This window comes from Pedobacter miscanthi (assembly GCF_003315595.1).
Classification (GTDB): Bacteria; Bacteroidota; Bacteroidia; order Sphingobacteriales; family Sphingobacteriaceae; genus Pedobacter; species Pedobacter miscanthi.
On record NZ_QNQU01000015.1, the window covers coordinates 64,216 to 85,687 of the forward strand.

At 39.7% G+C, this 21,472-nt stretch carries 16 protein-coding genes; 7 read left to right on the forward strand and 9 right to left on the reverse strand.

Translation table 11 applies throughout. The annotated features are described in order from the left end of the window. Positions 1-35: 35 nt before the first annotated feature. Entirely contained in the window at positions 36-1,430 is a 1,395-nt protein-coding gene (locus tag DRW42_RS17450) for an aldehyde dehydrogenase family protein (RefSeq protein WP_113950120.1), read from the reverse strand. 131 nt (positions 1,431-1,561) lie between these two features. Between DRW42_RS17450 and DRW42_RS17455 the strand changes: the two genes are divergently transcribed. From DRW42_RS17455 to DRW42_RS17475, 5 genes are all read left to right on the forward strand, one after another. Next, positions 1,562-2,740: a hypothetical protein gene (locus tag DRW42_RS17455; RefSeq protein WP_113950121.1), complete on the forward strand. Its 1,179-nt coding sequence runs from the start codon at positions 1,562-1,564 to the stop codon at positions 2,738-2,740. Positions 2,741-3,026: 286 nt separating this feature from the next. Beyond that, entirely contained in the window at positions 3,027-5,411 is a 2,385-nt protein-coding gene (locus DRW42_RS17460) for a S9 family peptidase (RefSeq protein ID WP_167437811.1), read from the forward strand. Positions 5,412-5,755: 344 nt separating this feature from the next. Further along, entirely contained in the window at positions 5,756-6,388 is a 633-nt protein-coding gene (locus tag DRW42_RS17465) for a peroxiredoxin (protein ID WP_039479644.1), read from the forward strand. A gap of 14 nt (positions 6,389-6,402) precedes the next feature. Then, the gene (locus tag DRW42_RS17470; RefSeq protein ID WP_109925589.1) at positions 6,403-6,711 is read left to right on the forward strand and encodes a thioredoxin family protein; all 309 of its coding nucleotides are present in this window, start codon (positions 6,403-6,405) and stop codon (positions 6,709-6,711) included. Continuing rightward, positions 6,711-6,959: a DUF6952 family protein gene (locus tag DRW42_RS17475; protein ID WP_010599336.1), complete on the forward strand. Its 249-nt coding sequence runs from the start codon at positions 6,711-6,713 to the stop codon at positions 6,957-6,959. The genes DRW42_RS17470 and DRW42_RS17475 overlap by 1 nt, the downstream gene beginning before the upstream one ends. Before the next feature lie 425 nt (positions 6,960-7,384). On the opposite strand, the gene DRW42_RS17480 is transcribed toward DRW42_RS17475, so the two are convergent. The 5 genes from DRW42_RS17480 to DRW42_RS17500 all read right to left on the reverse strand — a co-directional run bounded on the left by DRW42_RS17480 (position 7,385) and on the right by DRW42_RS17500 (position 14,778). Then, the gene (locus DRW42_RS17480) at positions 7,385-9,970 is read right to left on the reverse strand and encodes a phosphoenolpyruvate carboxylase (RefSeq protein WP_113950122.1); all 2,586 of its coding nucleotides are present in this window, start codon (positions 9,968-9,970) and stop codon (positions 7,385-7,387) included. 262 nt (positions 9,971-10,232) lie between these two features. After that, a complete protein-coding gene (locus tag DRW42_RS17485) occupies positions 10,233-11,780 on the reverse strand; it encodes a DHA2 family efflux MFS transporter permease subunit (RefSeq protein WP_113950123.1) in 1,548 nt (515 codons plus the stop codon). A gap of 9 nt (positions 11,781-11,789) precedes the next feature. After that, complete coding sequence (locus DRW42_RS17490; protein ID WP_113950124.1) at positions 11,790-12,827, reverse strand: HlyD family secretion protein; 1,038 nt, start codon at positions 12,825-12,827, stop codon at positions 11,790-11,792. Positions 12,828-12,835: 8 nt separating this feature from the next. Continuing rightward, positions 12,836-14,155, reverse strand: coding sequence for a TolC family protein (locus DRW42_RS17495; protein ID WP_113950125.1), 1,320 nt, complete (start codon positions 14,153-14,155; stop codon positions 12,836-12,838). Continuing rightward, positions 14,152-14,778: a TetR/AcrR family transcriptional regulator gene (locus DRW42_RS17500; RefSeq protein WP_113950126.1), complete on the reverse strand. Its 627-nt coding sequence runs from the start codon at positions 14,776-14,778 to the stop codon at positions 14,152-14,154. The genes DRW42_RS17495 and DRW42_RS17500 overlap by 4 nt, the downstream gene beginning before the upstream one ends. 311 nt (positions 14,779-15,089) lie before the next feature. On the opposite strand from DRW42_RS17500, the gene DRW42_RS17505 reads away from it, so the two are divergent. Then, entirely contained in the window at positions 15,090-15,275 is a 186-nt protein-coding gene (locus DRW42_RS17505; protein ID WP_047799688.1) for a hypothetical protein, read from the forward strand. Positions 15,276-15,385: 110 nt separating this feature from the next. Further along, positions 15,386-15,955, forward strand: a complete 570-nt coding sequence (locus DRW42_RS17510) for a DUF2911 domain-containing protein (protein ID WP_113950127.1) — start codon at positions 15,386-15,388, stop codon at positions 15,953-15,955. Positions 15,956-16,006: 51 nt separating this feature from the next. Here DRW42_RS17510 and DRW42_RS17515 read toward each other — a convergent pair whose 3' ends face one another. The 3 genes from DRW42_RS17515 to DRW42_RS17525 all read right to left on the reverse strand — a co-directional run bounded on the left by DRW42_RS17515 (position 16,007) and on the right by DRW42_RS17525 (position 21,217). Then, positions 16,007-16,477, reverse strand: coding sequence for a nuclear transport factor 2 family protein (locus DRW42_RS17515; protein WP_113950128.1), 471 nt, complete (start codon positions 16,475-16,477; stop codon positions 16,007-16,009). A gap of 151 nt (positions 16,478-16,628) precedes the next feature. Beyond that, entirely contained in the window at positions 16,629-18,083 is a 1,455-nt protein-coding gene (locus DRW42_RS17520; protein WP_113950129.1) for a RagB/SusD family nutrient uptake outer membrane protein, read from the reverse strand. 11 nt (positions 18,084-18,094) lie between these two features. Continuing rightward, entirely contained in the window at positions 18,095-21,217 is a 3,123-nt protein-coding gene (locus DRW42_RS17525) for a SusC/RagA family TonB-linked outer membrane protein (protein ID WP_113950130.1), read from the reverse strand. Between the last annotated feature and the right edge of the window lie 255 nt (positions 21,218-21,472).

Genomic DNA, 21,472 nt, shown 5'->3' on the forward strand with positions numbered 1-21,472 from the left:
TGCAACCTTTCAACATAAAACATTAAAACAACCCGTTACATCAACTTTTTCAACCACTTTAATAAACCAATTTTTTTGCCATAAGGAGGGTAAATCATTTTGGTCATCCCCAATTTTGATTGAACAACCGCTCTTTCGTGCGAAAAGGTTTTAAAGCCAAAAATACCATGGCAACTTCCCATTCCACTACTATTTACACCGCCAAAAGGTAAATTCGGGTTACTGATATGCACAAGCACATCATTTATACAGGTTCCGCCTGCGCTGGTTTCATTTATAATTTTACGCTGGTTCTGTTTACTATTAGAGAAAATGTAGAGTGCCAGCGGCTTATTTTTGCCATTTACTAAATCAATAGCCTCCTTAAGATTTTTATAGGTGATTACAGGCAAAACCGGTCCGAATATTTCTTCCTGCATAATGGCACTGTTTTCTTTTACCGAAGTTAAAAGTGTTGGCACGATGGTTAAACTTTGTTCGTCAGCTCCGCCACCAAAAGTTAACACCGCTCCATCATTAATCGCATCTTCCTTTAATTTATTAATGCGTTTAAACTGTTTTTCGTTAATAATTTTAGCATAGTCGTTTTTATTAATTTCAGCACCTTCAAAAAACAATTTCTGTACCGCAGCTTTATAGTATTCTACAAAATCATTTAACCGGTTTTCTTCTATCAGTACATAATCCGGTGCGATACAGGTTTGTCCGGCATTAACCAATTTGCCCCAGGCGATTTTTTCTGCGGCTTTTTTTATGTGGCAGGTTCCATCTACAATTGCCGGCGATTTCCCTCCAAGCTCTAAAGTAACCGAGGTGAGATTTTTCGCCGCCGCCTCCATTACTATTTTGCCGATCGCGGTGCTTCCTGTAAAAAAGATATGATCAAACGGGAGCTTCAGCAGCTCGGTAGAAACACCTGCGTCGCCTTCGAAACAGGCAATTTCTTTTGGCTCAAAGGTTTCTGCAATTAATTTACGGATTAGGCCGGCGGTTGCTTCGCTCAATTCTGAGGGTTTGAGGATAGCACAATTGCCGGCAGCTATTGCGGAAACCAGCGGACTCATCATCAACTGTAAGGGGTAATTCCATGGTGCAATGATCAAACAAACGCCTTTGGGTTCGTAATATATTTTATTGCTTGAAAACGGATTACTCAATGTTCCGCCCACCGGTTTAGGTTTCATCCATCCTTTCAGTTTTTTGATGGCATGATCTATCTCAGCGTAGGTAAAATAGAGTTCAGTTACCGCGGTTTCGAATGGATTTTTACGCAGGTCTTTTTCCAAAGCGGCAAATATTGCCTCTTCTAAATTTTCTAAAGCCTGTTTCAGTAATTTTAATTTGCCAATACGTGTTTTAGCATCCGTTTTACGTAAATCGAATTTATGTTTTTGCTGTAAATCGAAAACCGGTTTGATCTGTTGTTCCATAATTACCTAATATTTTGTTTTACCATACCATCGATTTTCCTGAAATTACAGGTTAAATTTAGTTAAAATGCATGCTTTTCATTAAAATTTCATTCATTTAAAGCATATTGCAGCAAATTTTATAATCAAAGATGAAAAGATTGTTTTTTGTTTTCGCATTCATAATTCCCCTCGTTATCCATGCCCAAACCTTAAAAACAGATGTGCTGGTAATCGGCAGCGGCAATGCAGCCTATAGCGCATCTTTTCAATCCTTTAAATCGGGTGTAAAAACCATCCTGCTTACCCAAAAAGCACAACTGGATTTAAATAAAATAGCCCCAACCAACAAGGTTTTTTATCAGGACTTTTTAAAGCGCGAAACCGAAAATGCAAAAAGCTTAGAAACCCCGAAACCCAAACCTGATAAAAAAAACCGGCCAAAAGTAATCGTGGTAGATAGCACGCTGCTTTTAAACGTCATCAATAACACACCATACACCGAAATCAAACGATCAGGAAGTGGCTGGGAAGTGAAACTAACCAAAGATAAAAGCATAAAAGCCAAAATCCTGGTGCTGGCAGATAATCCGGAGAAACTGGAGTCCGCACTCAAAATCACATCTTTAAATCTGGCATCTTTAAGCCCATTAAACTATAGCGAAAACACATACCGCACCACGGTGGCCAGTATTGCTTCTACGGGTGCAAATTTTTTATCATTATATAGCCTGTTGATCCCCAACCAGGAAAACCTGTTGTATATTCCTGCCGATCAGTTCGAAATCGGAACTGCCGCCGGCGCAACCGCAGCTTATGCCGCATTTTTTGGCACTAAAACCAGTTTATCGAATTTAAAAAGGATTCAGGGCGAGTTAATGGCTTACAAACATCCGTTAATGCCCTTTGAAGATGTAAAACTTACCGATTCCAATTGGCTCGCCACCCAAAAAGTTGGTATAACAGGAATTATCAAGGCAGAACTTAAACAGAACAAAGCTTATTTAAACCCTGAAAAAGAGGTTACTTATAGCGAAATCAAAGAACCTATCAAAGAGTATTATTATAAAGCACAGATCTGGTTCGATGATCACCAGAATATCCCCATTAACTTAGAAAATGCCATTTCACTGGTGTGTTATGTGGGCAATAAATCAGTGGAGGCCACAAAAGCAGAACTCCAGAAAAAATGGAACAAAAATTATAGGTTCAGCTCCAAATACGACCTCAAAAAAGTGCTTACAAGACGAGAGTTTTCTGTGATCATCAACGAATACCTTAAACCTTTCGATGACGTGAACGTAGATAAAACTGGGAGAGTTATCCGCTAGTTTTTTTGCCATAGATTTTCATAGATAAACACTGATTTTAACCTTAACGCAAAGGATTATCTGTGTTCATCATTTCTATCTGTGGTTAATTTATATGGCAGAAATGGATAAAACCAGAAAGACGATCCGTTAGTTTTTTGCCATAGATTTGCACAGATAAACACAGATTTTAATCTTAACGTAAAGGATTATCTGTGGTTAATTTATATGGCTCAGGTTGTAACATTTCCATTTCCTTCTAAAATTGGTTTGTGCTTTCCTTAAATTGCATGCAAACCTAAAATTCATGAAGAAATATTTACTTTTCCTTTTGCTTTGCACGGGAGAATATGCTTTTGCCCAGCAATTGGCTCCCTTAACCGTCGAAAAAATTATGCGTGACCCGAAATGGATGGGTATTGCGCCCACAAATTTCCGCTGGACGGCAGATAGCAAAACCCTTTATTTTAACTGGAATCCTGAAAATAAATCCAAAGAAGAGTTATTCAAAGTTTCAGCAAGCACCTCCAAACCTGTTAAAGCAGCAGAAAAAGAAGACGAAAAACTATTGAGCTTAAACTATACCTATAATGCGGGCCGCAGCCTGGGCTTGGTAGAAAAAAGTGGCGACATCTATCTGCAGAATTTTAAAACAAATAAAGAGACACGATTAACCAACACACTGGAAAGAGAAAACAGTCCGGTTTTTTTAACCAATGGAAATGTGGTTTACCAGTTGGGTGATAATCTTTTTGAAGTTGATCTTAAATCGGCAGAAACCAAACAACTTACCAATTTTGTTAAAGGTAAAAAAGCAGGACGAACAGAAGCCAAAACTCTTACCGAACAAGACAAATGGCTAAAAGCAGAGCAAACGGAACTTTTCGACATTATAAAAAAGCGAAATGCTGAAGCTAAAAACGGTTCGCGTGGCGGAAGAGGTCGCTTTGGTAATACCTCTGCAGACACAAAAACGTTAAAAGAACTTTATACAGAAGATAAGTTTTTAAATGGGGTAATTATTAGTCCTAACGGGCGTTTCGTTACCTATAAATTAACTACCCCGGCCCAAAATAATCACAATACCATTGTGCCGAACTACGTTACCGCATCAGGTTATACCGAAGATATTCCTGGCCGTACAAAAGTTGGTGAAAATGAAAATACGTCGCAGGGTTTTATTTACGATACACAACGGGATACGATTTACGCTATCCAAACCTCTACCATTCCTGGCATAAAAGATCTTCCTGATTACCTGAAAGATTACCCAAAAGACCTGGATACCTTAAAAAAGAAAAACGCCGACAGGCCTGTAAATTTCTTTGGCCCCATCTGGAATGACAACGCAAGTGCAGCCATTGTTGTAGCTACTTCTACAGACAATAAAGATCGTTGGATTTTGAAACTGGATGCTTTGACAGGAAAATTTTCACTGGTCGACCGTCAGCGGGATGAAGCCTGGATCGGCGGTCCTGGTATCAGCGGTTTTTACCAGGGCAGCACTGGCTGGGTAGACAATAACCGCTTTTATTACCAAAGCGAAGCTACAGGCTATTCGCACCTTTATGTGGCAAATGTAAACACGGGCGACAAAAAACAGCTTACTTCGGGTAAATGGGAAGTACAAACTGTACAGTTATCGAAAGACAGAAATACGTTCTATATCAAAGCAAATAAAGAGCATCCGGGAATAACCAATCTTTTTAAAATAAGTGTAAATGGCGGCGATCTTTCACAAATTACCACCATGAAAGGTTTAAGCGACATTACGCTCTCGCCTGACGAGAAGTCTATTGCCATCAATTATTCTTATATGGATAAACCCGGCGAATTATATCTTCAGGCCAATAAAGCTGGTGCAAAAGCCGTACAGGTTACGCAATCAACCTCTGCAGAATTTAATTCTTACAAATGGCGTCAACCCGATATGGTTACCTTTAAAAACCGCTACGGGGCCGATGTATATGCAAGGGTTTATAAATCGGATAATCCGCATCCTAACCATCCTGCTGTAGTATTTGTACATGGTGCAGGCTATTTACAAAACGTACATTTTGGCTGGAGCACCTATTTCCGCGAGTTTATGTTTAATAATCTGTTGGCTGATAATGGTTATACAGTAATCGATATCGATTATACCGGAAGTTCTGGTTATGGTCGCGATCACCGTACGGGCATTTACCGCCACATGGGTGGAAAAGACTTAACCGATCAGGCCGATGGCGTTAAGTTTTTGGTTGAGAAATATGGTGTTAATCCAAAACATGTTGGTTTATACGGCGGCTCTTATGGCGGGTTTATTACACTGATGGCGATGTTTAACGAATCGGATGTTTTTGCAAGTGGGGCAGCCTTACGCTCGGTTACCGATTGGGCGCATTACAACCATGGTTATACCTCCAATATTTTAAACGAACCTTATAACGACCCAATTGCCTACAAAAGAAGCTCGCCAATTTACTTTGCGGATAAATTAAAGGGAAACCTCTTAATGGCGCACGGAATGGTTGATGTAAACGTACACTTTCAGGATATTGTGCGCATTACTCAGCGTTTTATCGAGTTGGGTAAAAACAACTGGGAACTTGCGGTTTATCCGGTAGAAGACCATGGTTTTGTTGAGCCAAGCAGCTGGACGGATGAGTATAAAAGGATATTTAAATTGTATGAGAGTACGTTGAAGAAGTAGTTTTTTCACACAGCTCGTCATTGCGAGGAGGAACGACGAAGCAATCTTACAGCGATCGCTACTAGCGCGTGCTTTAGGATTGCTTCGTGCCTCGCAATGATGAGTTTTTTATGGAGCTTCTTGATGGTAGACATAAAAGTCTCCGCAACAGATTTCTCGACTGCGTTGCACTCCGCTCGAAATGACGACAAAGAGCAAAATAGAACCCCGCTATATTTCATCAAAACAATATAGCTTTCATCTATATCGTTATCAATAAATACAATTAACAATTAGTGGATCGGGGTTGATTGACACCTCTTTTAGCCTTACCTTTGTGCCAACAAAATTAAAGACAAAAAATTATGGCAATAGTAGGTAAAAAATTCCCGAGTGTTAGTATTGATGCAATGTCAGACATGGGTGATGACTTGAAAATCAATGTATTTGAAGAGGCTGTAAACAAAAATAGCAAAGTGTTATTATTCTGGTATCCAAAAGATTTTACTTTCGTTTGCCCTACAGAATTACACGCTTTCCAGGCTGCTTTACCTGAATTTGAAAAAAGAAATACGATTGTAATCGGTGCATCTTGCGATACCAACGAAGTTCACTTCGCATGGTTAAATACGCCAAAAGATAATGGCGGTATTGAAGGTGTTACTTACCCGATCTTAGCTGATACCCACAGACAATTATCTGGTATCCTTGATATTTTAGATCAGGAAGTTAACTACGATGAAGAAGGAAACGAATCTTTCTCAGGTTCTAACGTAACTTTCAGAGCTACTTATTTAATCGACGAAACCGGTAAAGTTTTCCACGAAAGTGTTAACGATATGCCACTAGGCAGAAACGTTAAAGAATATTTACGTTTAATTGATGCTTATGCTCACGTTCAGAAACACGGCGAAGTTTGTCCTGCAAACTGGGAAGAAGGAAAAGAAGCAATGAACGCGAACAGAACTGGCGTAGCTGAATATTTAGCTGCTAACTAATTAAACAAAACGTTATGTTTTTAGAATTAACAGAAGATAATCTTCAACAATACCTGGCCGATAACTCAAAGGTGATGGTTCAGTACGCTGCATCGTGGTGCGGAAACTGCAGGATCATGAAACCTAAGTTTAAAAAACTGGCTTCGGAAAATGAAGATGTAGCTTTCCTGATTGTTGATGCCGAAAAACTTCCGAACTCACGCAAATTTGCAAACGTTGATAATTTACCAACTTTCGCAGCTTTTGAAGGTGGCAATTTGGTAGATCAGGTGCAAACCAACAAAGCAGAAGGTTTAATTGAACTATTTAACAAGATAAAGTAATGAAGATTCCGGTTATAAGACAATTGTTTCAAAACACTACTCCGGCACAACTGGAGACCACTTTAGAGGTTTTAGAAGCTTTCTGCGAATTTAGAGGCGTTAGTGAGCACGAGGTTGATGTGGCTGGCGAAATGATTACCAATATCTGTGGTGCCTTAGAAGTACACCAGATGGTTAGTGAAGGTGCTGCCGAAAAAGATGCATTAAATGCTTTCGGCCAAAAAGTGATGGGTTCGATTGATCGGTAATCGTCTTAAAGCTTAATCTCGCTTTTTCGAAATATAAAATCCCTTGCTGATGAAAATCTGCAGGGGATTTTTTGTCTATACGCGATTTCATCATTGCCAAAACTTAAACTTCTATTGATTGCCCTAAACTAAAACCGTCATCTCGACCGAAACGCAGTGGAGCGGAGAGATCTATCTCGAGGCAGATTTAGCTTCGCTGAGCACTGCGTGGTTCTCGACTTCGTTGTACTTCGCTCGAAATGACGAAGCTTTGAGAATGACAGCCCAATAATAAAAAAAGGTCTGTGAGGACACAGACCTTGGATAAAGAATGAGGTGCTAACGCTCGTTTCTAACGAGCGTTGAATAGTTTATCGTTTACAAACGATAGAATCATTTTGCTATTTATGCGCTCGTTTGGAAACGAGCGCAAACATTTTTCGAGATTATGCCAAATTTCTACCGGCATTTACGATACCGAATACCGTTCTTACCGCAAGTTTTTCTAAGGCGTGCTGATCTTTCTCGTTCTGATCGTGCTGCAGTTTCTCTAAAGCGAAATGCTGGATCAAAACCAATGGTAAAATAATCTTTTCGCGGGTAGCGATCGATTTTTTATCTACAGGATAATTGGCCATCAAAGTTGATTGTCCTGATAGTTTTAAAAGCATCTCTTTGGTTAATTTAAACTCATTGTGTAGTTGAGTCCAAAAAGCCCCAAACCCTTTGTCGTTGGCTAAATGGGCTGTAATTACAAAGTCCGATTTGCTCATACTCATCATACAGTTATCAACGATGGTTTTCAGGTAATCAGAATCTTCGTAAACCTTAACCACTTTGGCCCAGTTACCAGCCTTTTCCTGACTGCTTAATGCGGTTCCCATGCCGTAAAAACCAGGTACATTCTGTTTTAGCATGCTCCAGGCAGTTACAAAACTGATAGCCCTTAAATCTTCGAGTTTCATTTCGCCACCACCGTTTCTTTTTACCGGGCGACTGCTGATATTCGCCTGTGATAATAGTTTTAAAGGAGATAATTTCTCTAAATAACTTACAAACAAAGGATGTTCGCGCAGGTCAACAAAAGCTTTATAACTTTCTTCGGCCATTCCATCAAGCAAGGCTTTATTTTCAGGATCTAAAAGAATGTTATGTTTTTCTTTCAAACCAGAGGTTAATCCTGCGTTGATCAACTGTTCGATATTAAATTCGGCACTTTCTACCGAACCGTACTGCGAACTGATGGTTTGCCCCTGAACGGTTAACTGCATGTTTTTATTAGCAATTTCTTTACCCATTGAGGCATAAAAACGGTGTGTTTTACCTCCGCCACGTGCAGGTGGACCGCCACGACCATCAAAAAATGCCAGTTGAATACTATGTTTGGCTGAAACTGCAGAAAGTGATGTTTTTCCGTTAAAAATAGACCAGTTGGCCATTAAATAACCACCATCTTTTGTACTATCGGAATAACCAAGCATAATATCCTGCTTATTTCCGCGGCTGGCTAAATGCGCTTTATAAAATGGATTACTATATAAAGTATCCATAATTTCTGCAGCACCTTTTAAATCGTTAACAGTTTCGAAAAGGGGCACAAAATCGATTGTTAGTGATTCCTTGCTCCAACCGTTCCAAAGGAAAAGTTCGATCAATTGTAAAATATCACTTGCCTGCTGGCAGTTACTGATAATAAAACGGTGACAGGCTTTTTCGCCGTTTCGCTTTTGGATACCTTTAATTTCTTTGATAACCTGAATGGTATCCTCAATTAAAGCATCAGGTTCACTTGCATAAACAATAGTTGCTTCTTTAAACGAAATCAGTTTCAGTTTTTCTGCTTCCGATAGTTTATCATAATCGGCAGGGTATAAAGAAGAAATCGGTTTATTTTCACGGCAATAGGCATGTACACTCCTCAACACACGGCTATCCTGGCGGATATCCAGCGAAGCAAAATAATTGCCATATAAATCTATTTTACGGATCAGGTCATTCACCAGATCCACAAATAAACCATCGTGTTCTGCCAGTAATGTTTCTTTAATTTTATTGAGGTTATCGCGCAATTCATCAGAAATATCGTGCAGTTCGCAGGTCTGATCAAAGGCATTCTGATAAAGTACATCGTGCAACTTTGCAATATTTTCTTCAACCCCCCTGAAAGTGATACGACGTTTAATTACCCTAAAATCACGATAGTAACAACGGAAAAGGATCTGGCGCAACATTTTAGAAACTTCTAAAGTGGTATCGGCATGGATATTCGGATTTCCGTCTCTATCGCCACCCGGCCAGAAACCGAGTTCTAAAATTTTCTTGGTTTCGAGGTTATATTCGTCCAGATTCTGGTCGATTTCTTCCTGAATGTTTGCCGCAGCAAAATAAAAGGTATTTTCGAGGAACCAGGCCAGGTTTAAGGCTTCATCAACCGGCGTTGGCGATTTTTTATTAAAAAACGGCGTTTTACCTAATTGCTGCAAAAGCGAGTTCATCGAAATAATATCGTTATCCCTGATGGCTTTGGTTAAATCGGTAATAATGGCCAATACGCTGCCCGGATAAAACTGGGTGGGGTGCGCAGTTAAAACTAAACGAAGTGAAAGTTCATCAATCAGCTTTTCAATTTTGGCCAGCACAGGTTTATTATCCGCATTTTTCTTTAAAATAAAAGCTAATGTACTTTGTTCGTCGGTAGTATTCAATTTGGTAAAAGAAGCATCTTCTACAGCATCAAAAAGCACCACCTGGCGCTCAATATACTGGATAAAACGGAAAAGCAAATCAATAATATCCTTACGATCGGTATAACTGGTATACTTGGCAAAAAATTGCTCGATAATCTGTGCAGGCTTTTCTCCATTTACAATACCTTCTTCACAGCTTTTAAAAAATAAGGGAAGCAATGTTCCGGTATCCTTAATTTTATAAAAAGGCAAAGTGAGAAATAAGCTGTTAAATAGTTCGAATTTTGAGATTACCTCATTATTAAAAATAGATTCTCGTTGTGTAGTCAGACGAAGTTTGGGCATAGCTTATGCAATAGTTTTGTATACCGTAATACTACAAAAAATGCATAAGGTATTAAAATTCTAAGGCTTACAATTTGGAAAATTGTAGAATAAATTTTAATTTTAGAATCTTATTTGGCTACTATGTAGTTAAGTAAGAACATTTGCAATGTTTAAGGGCATTGCATTGATTGTTAATTTTTTGGGTTAAAACAGCCGATGTAATAAAATACACCGGCTGTTTTTGTTTTTTGCCATTATTTAGGCTATTTCTTTACAAATTTTAATGCACATCAGTCGGAATGTTTGCATTTTTCTTAAACTTTTGAAGATAAAGTAACGGAATTGAGAACAACATAATCAATCCTGCAACCCAATAAGCATCATCATAAGTAAGCAACATGGTTTGTCGGGTTACAATTCCTTCCATTGCTTTTGCTGCCATAATTTTTGCATCGAACAAGGTTTGCCCCTTGGCCATAAATCCTTTGATCAGGATATTAAAGCGTTCTACAAAAGCCGGGTTATAATCATTAAAAGTAGTTAAGAGATTACTTCTGTGAAATCCTGAACGAAGGTGGATCAACGTGGTTAAGGCTGCGATACCGAACGATCCGCCTAACTGGCGCATCATGTTATTTAAACCCGATCCCTGACCAATTTCTGGTCCTTTAAGGTCCTGGATAGCCAGGGTGGTTAAAGGCACAAACAACAGGGCCATACCCACACCCCTGATCATCAACGGTAAAAAGAAATCTTTAGTTCCTGACTGCAGGGTAGAGTTGCTCAACATCCAGCAGAAAACGAAGAACAGAAACATCCCTCCTGTTGCCATAAACTGTGCAGGGATACCTTTTTTAAGCATAATACCGATAAAAGGCATCATTACAATGGTACACAAACCGCCCGGGAATAACAGCTCTCCGGTTTGGAGTGCCGAAAAACCCAACAGGTTCTGACAGAATACGGGGAACACGAATACGGAACCATATAAACCAAACCCGAGTACAAAGGACGTAAACATACCCACAGCAAAACTGCGGTGGCGCATAATTTTAAAGTTCACAATCGGGTGGTCGGTACTCATTTCCCTCCAGATGAAAAGCAATAATCCGAATACTGACGCTACCGCGAGAGCTGTAATATATGGAGTAGCAAACCAATCTTCGCTTTCTCCTTTTTCCAGCACGGTTTGTAAACTACCTACTGCAATAGCCAATAAGGCGATACCCCACCAATCGACAGGTTGACCCTGCCCTTCTTTCGGGGTGGCCCGCACAAAGGAATATGTACAGTAGGCCGCGAGTATTCCGACGGGAATGTTCACATAAAAAATCCACGGCCATGAACTGATATCCAAAATATATCCACCAATGGTTGGTCCAACGGTTGGTCCAACTACTGCACCCAAACCAAAAAGGGCGGTTGCAATACCCACATCTTCGCGTGGCCAGGTTTCAATTAAAATCGCCTGCGCGGTCGAAATTAATCCCCCTCCGGCCAAACCCTGGATAATCCTGAAAAGAACCAGTTCGCCCAGTGAGGTGGCGTTTCCGCATAAAAAGGAAACGAGTGTAAAAACGATGATGGAGGTAAGAAAGTAATTTTTCCTGCCAAACCGGTTACCCAACCAGCCCGACATTGGCAAAACGATAACGTTTGCTACCGCATAGCCTGTAGAAAGCCAGGCAACATCCTCGAGGGTGGCGCCCAGGTTTCCCTGTATCTGTGGTATTGCCACGTTTACGATAGTTGTATCAATCAGCTCCAACAAAGAAGCTGTGATTACCGTAAACGTAATAATCCACTTTTTTAAACCTACTTCGGCCATTTTAATTTATTATTTAGTAGATACTGAAGCTTTAACGCTCATACCCGGGCGTAATTTAGCCAACAGTTCTTTTGATGGATGGATTTTGATTTTTACCGGAACACGTTGAACAACTTTAACGAAGTTACCTGTGGCATTATCAGGAGGCAATAAAGATCCTTTTGCACCAGTAATTGGTGAGAAGTTATATACTTCGCCCTGAATTTTTTGATCAGGATAAGCATCCACTTCGATCTCTACTTTAGAACCTTCTCTGATTTTTTCGAGCTGGGTTTCTTTAAAGTTTGCCGTTACATAAATACTTCCGTCGTTTACGATAGAGAATAAAGACTGACCGGCCTGAACCAATTGTCCTTTTTGAACATTCTTTTTAGAAACGATACCTGTTGCAGGTGCTTTGATATCAGTGTATGATAACTGAAGTTTTGCGAAATCGATATCACTCTGGCGCTGGCTGATTACATTGCTGCTTACTGCCAGTTGCGATTGTGTGGTACCCACTTGTTTAACCGCAGCATTATATTGATCGGTTGCTGCCTGATAAGCTGCCTGAGCAGATTCTTTTGAAGCTTTTGCCTGATCGAAAGCCTGTTGGGTAATCGATCCGTCTTTTACCAGGTTCGCATAACGGTCGTAATCTTTTTGTGCTAAGTTTAATTTAACCCTTGCAGCTGCTACGTTTGCTTTTGCGGTACTTGTATTTGCTTCAGTTGCAATAATTTGAGATTGCGCAACGCCAACACCGGCAGTAGCGCCTTTTTGGCCAGATTGTGCCTGCTCTAATTTCACTTTGTAATCATTATCATCAAGTTTAACCAAAACCTGACCTTCGGTTACATGTGTATTTTCTTCGAAATTAATGTCTTTAACATAACCGCCAACACGAGCAACAACAGGACTGATATCGCCATCAATCTGAGCATCATCCGTATCTACGTGTTTGCTATAATAATTCCATTCTGTAATCCCGAAGATTACACCTATTACTAGTAAAACACCTAAAATGATGGGTACTACTATGTTCTTTTTTTTCTTTTCAGTTGTCATTGCTGTATTTATTGCGTTATTTTTCCTGTTGATTTTAATAGTGTATAGTAAGCCAAACCTGCATCTGCCTTCGCTATTTCTAAGTTTATTTTTGCCTGGTATAATAAAGTTTCTGCATCAATGCGGTCGGTAACCGAAGCCACATTATTTTTATATTTCGATGCCAGTAACTTATCGTTTTCAGTAGCCTGTGCAATTGAAGTTTCGAGAACCTGGATTTTGTTCATGGCTACCTGGTAATTCTGAAAATTTTTGTTGATGTCTGTCTTTACCTGATCAGATAAAATATCTTTCTGAATGGTAATTTCACTCTGTTCGATTTTTGCCTGGCTTACCTTGTTTTTGTTTGTCCAAAGGTTTCCGAAATTCCACGAAACCGTAGCGCCTAATGTAACTGGCATTAAATATTGGTTTGCCGGTGGAATAAAATTGCCGCTTGGGTTAATATAATATAAGTTTGCACCAACGCCAACCGTAGGTAAAGTATTTGCTTTAATGGTTTTAACATTAAAATCAGCCACTTTATTCTGTATATCAAGTTGTTTTAACTCCTGGCGGTTAGCAAAAGCCTGGCCAATGTATTCGTTTAACGAACCGGGGGTTTTTAAACCAAGGGTTGGGTCAACAATTTTAACTTCGGTATCTTCAGGTAAACCTAAAAGGATATCCAGGTTGTAATTGATAACTTTGCGGTTGCTTTCGATATCCATTTGCGTTAGGGTAACATTGGCCTGTTGCAACTGGAAACGCAATACATCGTTTTTGGTTACAATGCCCTGTTCGAAGAAACGTTGTGCCTGTTTAATCTGGGCAGCGATTGATTCTAAATTCTGATCAACTACTTTTCTGCTCTGCAAAACCTTATATAAAGAGTAATAGGTATTGATTACCGCATAAGTAATTTCTTCTTTACTTTTATCGGCATCCAAACGGGCAACCTCGGCCAATAACTTGGTCGATTCTTTTGCATATTTTAATTTGCCGCCGCCGTATACCAGTTCCTGTACAGCTGCCGTTCCTACAAAAGCATCTGCTCTTTTAGGTAGGTGGAGTGATGATTCGCTACCAGGTAAGGTAAAAGTGGTAGTGGGTATTTCAGCATGATTGTACATAAAACTTGCATTACCGGTTGGTAAGGCATTGTCTTTTACAACCTCCAGCTTCGCAACAGCCTGATCAATTTTGTTCTGCGAGAGTTTTAAATTTTTACTATTGGCTATGCCAAGTTCTATTGCCTGGTTAATGTTTAATTCCTTACTGCTTTGTGCAAATAAAGCCGCCGGAACTAATGATGCCGCAAGCATTAATCGGATTGATTTGGGTATCATCTTTTTGTTGTTAAATAAACTGTTGTTAGATCTTGTAAGTGAGCTATTGCCCGCTCTTTAATAATTTTTTTGTCTTTCGGATTGTTCAGGTCGAAAATAGAGCACGACATGACTTTGTGAGGGGCAATAACAATATTGGTTACCGTACCCATAATGGTTGCAATTACCATCCGCACATCTACTTTGTTAAAAGTGCCATCTTCTATCCCATCGGTAATAATGCGATCAATAAGCTGCATATTATGGCTCATGGCATCCTTAATCTTATCGTACATTTCGGGCCTTTGGGTTAAAGACAGTTCGCGGTGCATCATTTTATGGAATGCAATATTACTCATGATCCTATTTACATAGCCCTCTATAACCCTGTGCAATTTCTCCAGAGCCGAAATCTTATCTTCATTGATGATTTTTAACTGAGATGCAAAACCTGCAATACGCTCGTTCATGATCTCCATAAAAACGCCTTCTTTCGAACCGAAATAATAATTTATCATCGCCATGTTCGCACCAGATTCTTTGGCAATCTGGCGGGTAGAAGTTCCCTCATACCCTGTTTCGCAAAACAGCTTTTCAGCTGCATCGAGAATGGCCTGTTTTTTATCTACTTTTTCTGTTTTCATTTCTTTTTAACGGCACAAAATTAATCAATCGTTTGATTAATTTCCAAATGTAAGTACACTTCTTTTACATTATCTTGATAAAAGGTGCCTTTTATTTATTTTAATGCTCATTGCAGAATTGACTCAGGCATCCTTTCTGCAGGATAGAACCGGAAATAATTCCGGTAGCTAACGGATTCGGGTAATGACTATGTGCTTGCATTGTATCCATTATTAATTAGCCTTGTTTGATAAATTAATTGGATTATTGGGTGATTTGGCAAATTAAAATTTAAAATAAATATTAACTTTGCCTCCAAATAACAAAAAACATGAGTGTACAAGAAAACAGCAGCAATAATTTTAACTGGTTATATTATGCTTTAGGTTTATTCTTCGGAGTTTTAACCGGAGCCATCATTACGCAAAACTATATTTTCGCCTTATTAGGTGGTGTTTTTGGTTTGCTAAGTGCAGGCTTATTTTTAAACGCCATTGTTAAAGGAAGAAAATACTAGTTTCTTTTAACTTTTACCTATTAATTCCATAGCAGATGAAATTAGGTAGTCCCTGCCATTAGGTTTAAGGGAGCCGTTAATCGTTTGCCACAGAAAACAAAAACCTACAAATGAAAAATATCTTCATTGTTGTTTTCGCTCTTTTATGCTTTAGCGCAAAGGCTCAGCAGCCAAGTCCCGCTGAAGTAAAATTTCCTGCTGCAGATCCAAGTCCGGCAGATATTGTATATTTTCCGCTCAATGCCCCTAAAGCTAAAGCTGGCGACCTTACAAAACCTGTTATAAAGATCGTTTATTCGCGTCCGCAGAAAAAAGGACGTGATATTTTTGGTGTATTAGAACAATATGGAACAGTTTGGCGCTTTGGAGCCAATGAAAGTACAGAAGTTCACTTCTTTAAAAAAGTAAGCATTGGTGGCAAAAAAATAAAAGCCGGTACTTACAGCTTATTTGCCATTCCGAATAAAGATACCTGGACGATTATTGTAAACAGCGAAACCGATAAATGGGGCGCTTTTACTTATAATCAATCAAAAGATATTGTGAGGGTAAACGTTCCGGTAAAAACATTGGCTAAACCGGTTGAATATTTCTCGTTAACTTTTACTCCGCTTAACGACGGTGCAAACCTGGTAGTTGGTTGGGATAGAACACAGGTAGAATTACCAATCAGTTTTTAAGAAAAAATATAGAAAAATATAAAGTCCCGGTTTTGGCCAGGACTTTTTTGTTTAACGGGAAGTTGAAACCAGCTTTTTCACCTCGCTCTCACCTGAAAGAAATACTTTATAAACATTGGTAATTTTCCAGTCGCCATCGTTATTTTTTTCGATCACTACAAAGTTTTGTTGTGCGCCGTCAAACAATTCGTAATTAATATCCACACGTGCAATTACAAGCGCATCGCTTTCCGAAACGATTGTTGAACTGATGTTGCAATTACGTTGTATTACGCCCTCATTCTTTTTTAACTGACTTAATACCTCACTTGCTTTATGTTTAATTACCCTTATGTCTCTATTTGAGGTAAAAACGGCATCCTCACTTAAAACAGCTTTTAATTTCTTGTAATCAGAATTCATGTAGCTGTCCATATAATAATTGATCACTGATTTGTGGCTTGCTGTTGGTTTTTCTGCAGCCACAGCATAATTGGTGATTGTAATACCTAGTAATAAAATCACTAAAGCTTTTAGTTTCATAACTGTTGGTGTTTTTTTATTAAAGTTCGGCCGGATTGGAGAATAATAATATGCCGATAACACCTTAATGATGAGGTAACTAAAATGTGATGAAAAACAAAAACCCTTTTCAAAATGAATTGAAAAGGGCTTGGATGATTATGTTTAGAAATTAGTATCCGGGGTTTTGCTGTGGTTTTAATACCGGATTTGCATCTAATTCTGACTGAGGTATCGGAGAAACCAATCGGTTATCACCAGACGGGAAATTCACAATTTTCCAGTGTACGGTAGAACCTGTTCTGTTTACCCCTTTTTTAGTACGCAGTAAATCAAAAAACTTATGTCCTTCGCCATATAATTCTTTGTTGCGCTCCAACAGTATTTCTTCTATCAGGGCATCACCAGTGTTAGCTGAAACAACGGTTGCTACCCCTGCCCTTTGCTGTACGGCTAAAAGAGCCTGTTTAGCGGCCGGCTCATTGCTAAGTCTTGCTTCGGCTTCAGCTTCGATCAGGTACATTTCTGCAGAACGCATTAAAACCTGGTTATTTGCTGTTGTGGTGGTAAAATCGAACTTATTGATCAGGTAGCCCTCACCTCTTCTTCTGTAAGCGCCCGTGCTGGGATCGGCAGTTGGACTGCTTTTTACCAGAAACTGCTTTTTACGCTCGTCATTTGCGGCAAAAGAGTTAAAAAAGTCGTCGGTTACCCTAAAACTGGAGTATCCTGAATCATACGGATCATAAAAAGATGATACGGCCAGAAAGCCCTGATTATCATCTGTACGCACGTTGATGCCATAAATCCATTCGGTAGTAGCCGTATTAAAACCGGTTAACAATGCAGCAGCGGTACTTAGTGGTTTTCCTGTACGTGCCAGTTTTGCATAACGGCTGGCCTCCGCCCAGTTTCCCATGTTTAAATATACCCGGGCCAAAGTACCCTGAATGGCCGCTCTGGTCATCCTGTAAACACTTGTTCTACCTGCTGGCAGGTTTGTTTCGGCATATTTTAAATCGTCAATAATAAAAGCATACACATCTTTTACTTTATCCCTTCCCGGTGTTGGGTCGTTAGGGCCAAGCGGACCTCTAACAATAGGCACACCGAGTGCATCAGGATTAACGGTATAAGGCTGTGCAAACCAACGGATCAGCCAAAAATAGGTATAAGCCCTTAATGCCCTGGCTTCTGCCAGAAACTCGGTTTTCTGTGCATCGGTGATCGGCGAAGTTGGAATATTAGCAACAAACTGATTGGCATTAGCAATAACTTTTCCACTGTACTCCCACCAGGCACCCACATCACCATTGCTAGAGGTTTCGATAAACTGATATTGCGCTACAAAACGGTTATAATTTGCGGCACCGCTTACAATCATAACATCATTGCCTTTTACATCGGCACTTAAAATCATATTGTTGGTGTAGCCGGAGAATGTTGTTAAATCGTAAATACCCGTCATGGCCGCCTGAATTTTAGCCAGCGATGAAAATGCTTCCTTCGAATTGATCTGCTGGGTAGGGCTTACCTCAAGAAATTCTTTTTTACAAGCGGTCAAATTTACCAATAACAGTAATGTACCGATGTAAATGGTGGTTTTATATATTTTTATATTTTTCATTTTTATCTAAATTAAAATCCAACATTAAGGCCCAACGTAAACGTTTTAACATTCGGAATATCATTATTGGTTAAGCCGGTAAGTGCCGATTCAGGGTCCATTCCTTTATGTTTTGCCAGCGTGAAAGGGTTTTCTGCGGTTGCATAAATTCTAAGCGTTGATAAATGAATGGCTTCTAACCAGTTTTTCTTCAATGTGTATCCCAAGGCAATGTTTTTTACACGCATAAAAGATCCATCATAAAGGAAACGGGTAGATGTGCTGTTGCCCAGATCGGTATTGTTGATTACAAAACGAGGTACATCGGTAATATCGCCCGGTTTTTGCCAGCTGTTAAAATTATCGACCGATAATTGTTTACCCACATTTGCACCACTGTGCATTAAATTTCCATAAAGGGTATCATAAATTTTTCCACCCGTAGAGAAATAAGTGAATACACTTAGATCGAACTGCTGGTACCTAAAGGTATTGTTAAAACCACCGGTAAATTTAGGCAATGAGGATCCGAAATTATTGTACCTGGTAGCTGTTGACCAGTTTTTAGTGGTAATTCTGTTTCCTGTTGATTGCCCGTTCACCACTTCGTCCATATACCACATCGGTTTTCCATCAGCGGGGTCTACACCTGCATACTCGCGTAGATACCAGTCGTACCTGCTGCCTCCTACAGTCCATCTTTTGGTTGGATCATCGGTATCAATAACCTCAGCCTGGGTCATTTGGTTGATCTTGTTTTTGTTCGAAGTAATGTTGAATGAGATATTCCAGTCGAAATCTTTGGTTTTTACCGGATTTGCATTTAATAATACCTCTACACCATAATTATCCATCGAGGCTAAATTGGTGGTTAGCGTACGGAAACCGGTTAACTGCGAAACCGGCTGGCCAAATAATAAGCCTTTTGAGCCTCGTTTATAGTAAGAAACTTCACCGCTTAATTTTCCTTTAAAAATGGCGAATTCTAAACCTAAATCGAATGTTGAGTTTTGCTCCCAACGCAAATCAGGGTTTGGTAACTGGAAATAATTGATACCTGACTGACCTTCGTAATTTTTGCCCAGTGCATATAAGCCCTGCGCAGCATAACGCTCAATCCTGTCGTTACCCGTAGTACCATAACTTGCTCTCAATTTTAACTCGTCGAGCCAGTTTACATTTTTAAGGAAATCTTCTCTTCCGATACGCCATGCACCACCCACAGAGTAGAATGTTCCATATTTATGATCGGCGCCAAAAACAGAAGAACCATCTCTCCTAACACTTGCCGATAAATAATATTTGGTATTGTAGTTATAGGTTAACCTGGAGAAATAAGACGCAAACCTTTTTTGGGTATAATAAGACTGGGTAGTATTTGGGGTTGATGCAGAAATTAACTCATTGGTACCCGGAAACGGAAAACCTGTAGCCTGGGCATAAATGTAATCCTGTTTGGTGCGATAAGCCTCCTGACCCAACAATACGTTAAAGCTGTGCAGATTAAATGTTTTATCGTAGGTTAAGGTGTTCTGGAAAGTAACCGTTACATCTTCTTTAGTATAGCGGTATGCCCTGCCTTTAACACTTACTCCATCGCCATGTTCCATATTATAAAACTGGCGTTCGCGGTTATTGATATAATCAACAGCGACCATGGTTTTAGCCGTAAAATCTTTTAAGAATTTAATTTCGGCATAAGGGCTTGTGATAACCCTGTTGGTGATGGTATTGTATTCGTTTAATTTAGATAAACCTACAGGGTTAAAATCAGGCGTAACGGGATTAACGTAGTTATAAACCGGATTTCCAGTGGCATCATATACCACATTTCCGTTGGCATCCCTCACATATAAAGGATAAATGTTTGCAGTTTGATCGGCAAAGTTAACCGGGTTATCAGATCCTGTACTTCCGGCCGGAGTATTTTGCTCGGTACGGGCCAAACTATTGTTGATCCCGATTTTAAGGAAATCGGTTACATCGGTATTAATATTGAATTTACCCGAATAACGTTTAAAATCTGAACGGATTACAATACCATTCTGTTCAAAATATCCACCAGAAACAAAGAATTTGGTTTTTTCGTTACCTCCGCTTGCCGATAGGTCGACATTTTTGGTTACCCCCCTGCGCAATACTTCGTCGCGCCAGTCGGTATCGTAAAGCAAGGCTGCACCATTGGCCAGTACACCATTTGCCCCATAAGGATTAGCCGTATTATAAGGGTTTACCACCAATTTACCATTGGTTAATCCATTAGCGGCTGTAGCTGCTGCTGCAGGAGTTAAACCGGCAGCCAAACGCTGTGCATAATATACATCCCAATAAGTTTTGTAATATTGTGTGGCATCCATCACCTCCGGTTTATCAACCGCCTGGTAAGAGTAACCGGTATAGGCGCTCAGGTTTAATTTGGTTTGACCTGCTTTACCCTGTTTTGTGGTAATTAACACTACACCATTAGCAGCCCTTGAGCCATAAATGGCCGCAGCCGTTGCATCTTTTAATACGGTTAAAGAGGCAATATCATTCGGATTAAGGGTAGATAATACATCCGATGTTTGTGCTACATTACTCAAATCGCCATTGGTAATCGGAATACCATCTACCACATAAAGTGGTGTACTCGAGGCAGAAAAAGAGCCTACACCGCGGATTCGCACGGTAGATGTTGCGCCTGGCTGGCCAGATACACTGGTAACCTGCACACCTGCTGCTGCTCCCTGCAACGCTTTTTCGAAAGAGGTAACCGGACGGTCTTTTAAAACATCGCCATCAACTACTGCAGCCGATCCGGTAAAGTTTTCTTTCTTTATCGTTCCGTAACCAATAATCATTACATCCTGCAGGTTTTTTGATGATGGAACCAAACGTATGTTTAATGTTTCGCCGGTTATGCCTACTTCCTGTTCAGTATAACCTACGTAGCTTAACACCAAAGTTTTTGCAGTTGCGGGTACAGCGATCGAAAATGTTCCCAGCCCTGTGGTTTGGGTTAATTGGGTAGTGCCTTTTACTTTTATTGATACACCAGGTAATGGCAAACCATCGTCTGCATCAACCACTTTTCCGGTTATTGTTTTATTCTGCGCAAGGGCATTAAAATAAGACAAAACCGTCACCATTAAAATCAATAGTAATTTTTGTTTCATGTTGAGAAATAAATAGTTAGTAATTAGTTTATTCTTTAGTTTTTAGCCGGGATGCATGAAACCAAATCAATAAGCAATTTACAGTCTGTGAAAACCCCAAAATGTGCGAAAATCACCGTTTTAAAAAAGGGTGGCCCTAAACGCAAAAAAGCAAACTCCAATCCTGGCAGTTTGCTTTTTTAATCATTATTAACCTAAACAGGAAAAAACTTCTACAAATTGTCCTGCAAGAGCTTCAAAAATAGTTTCATCCTG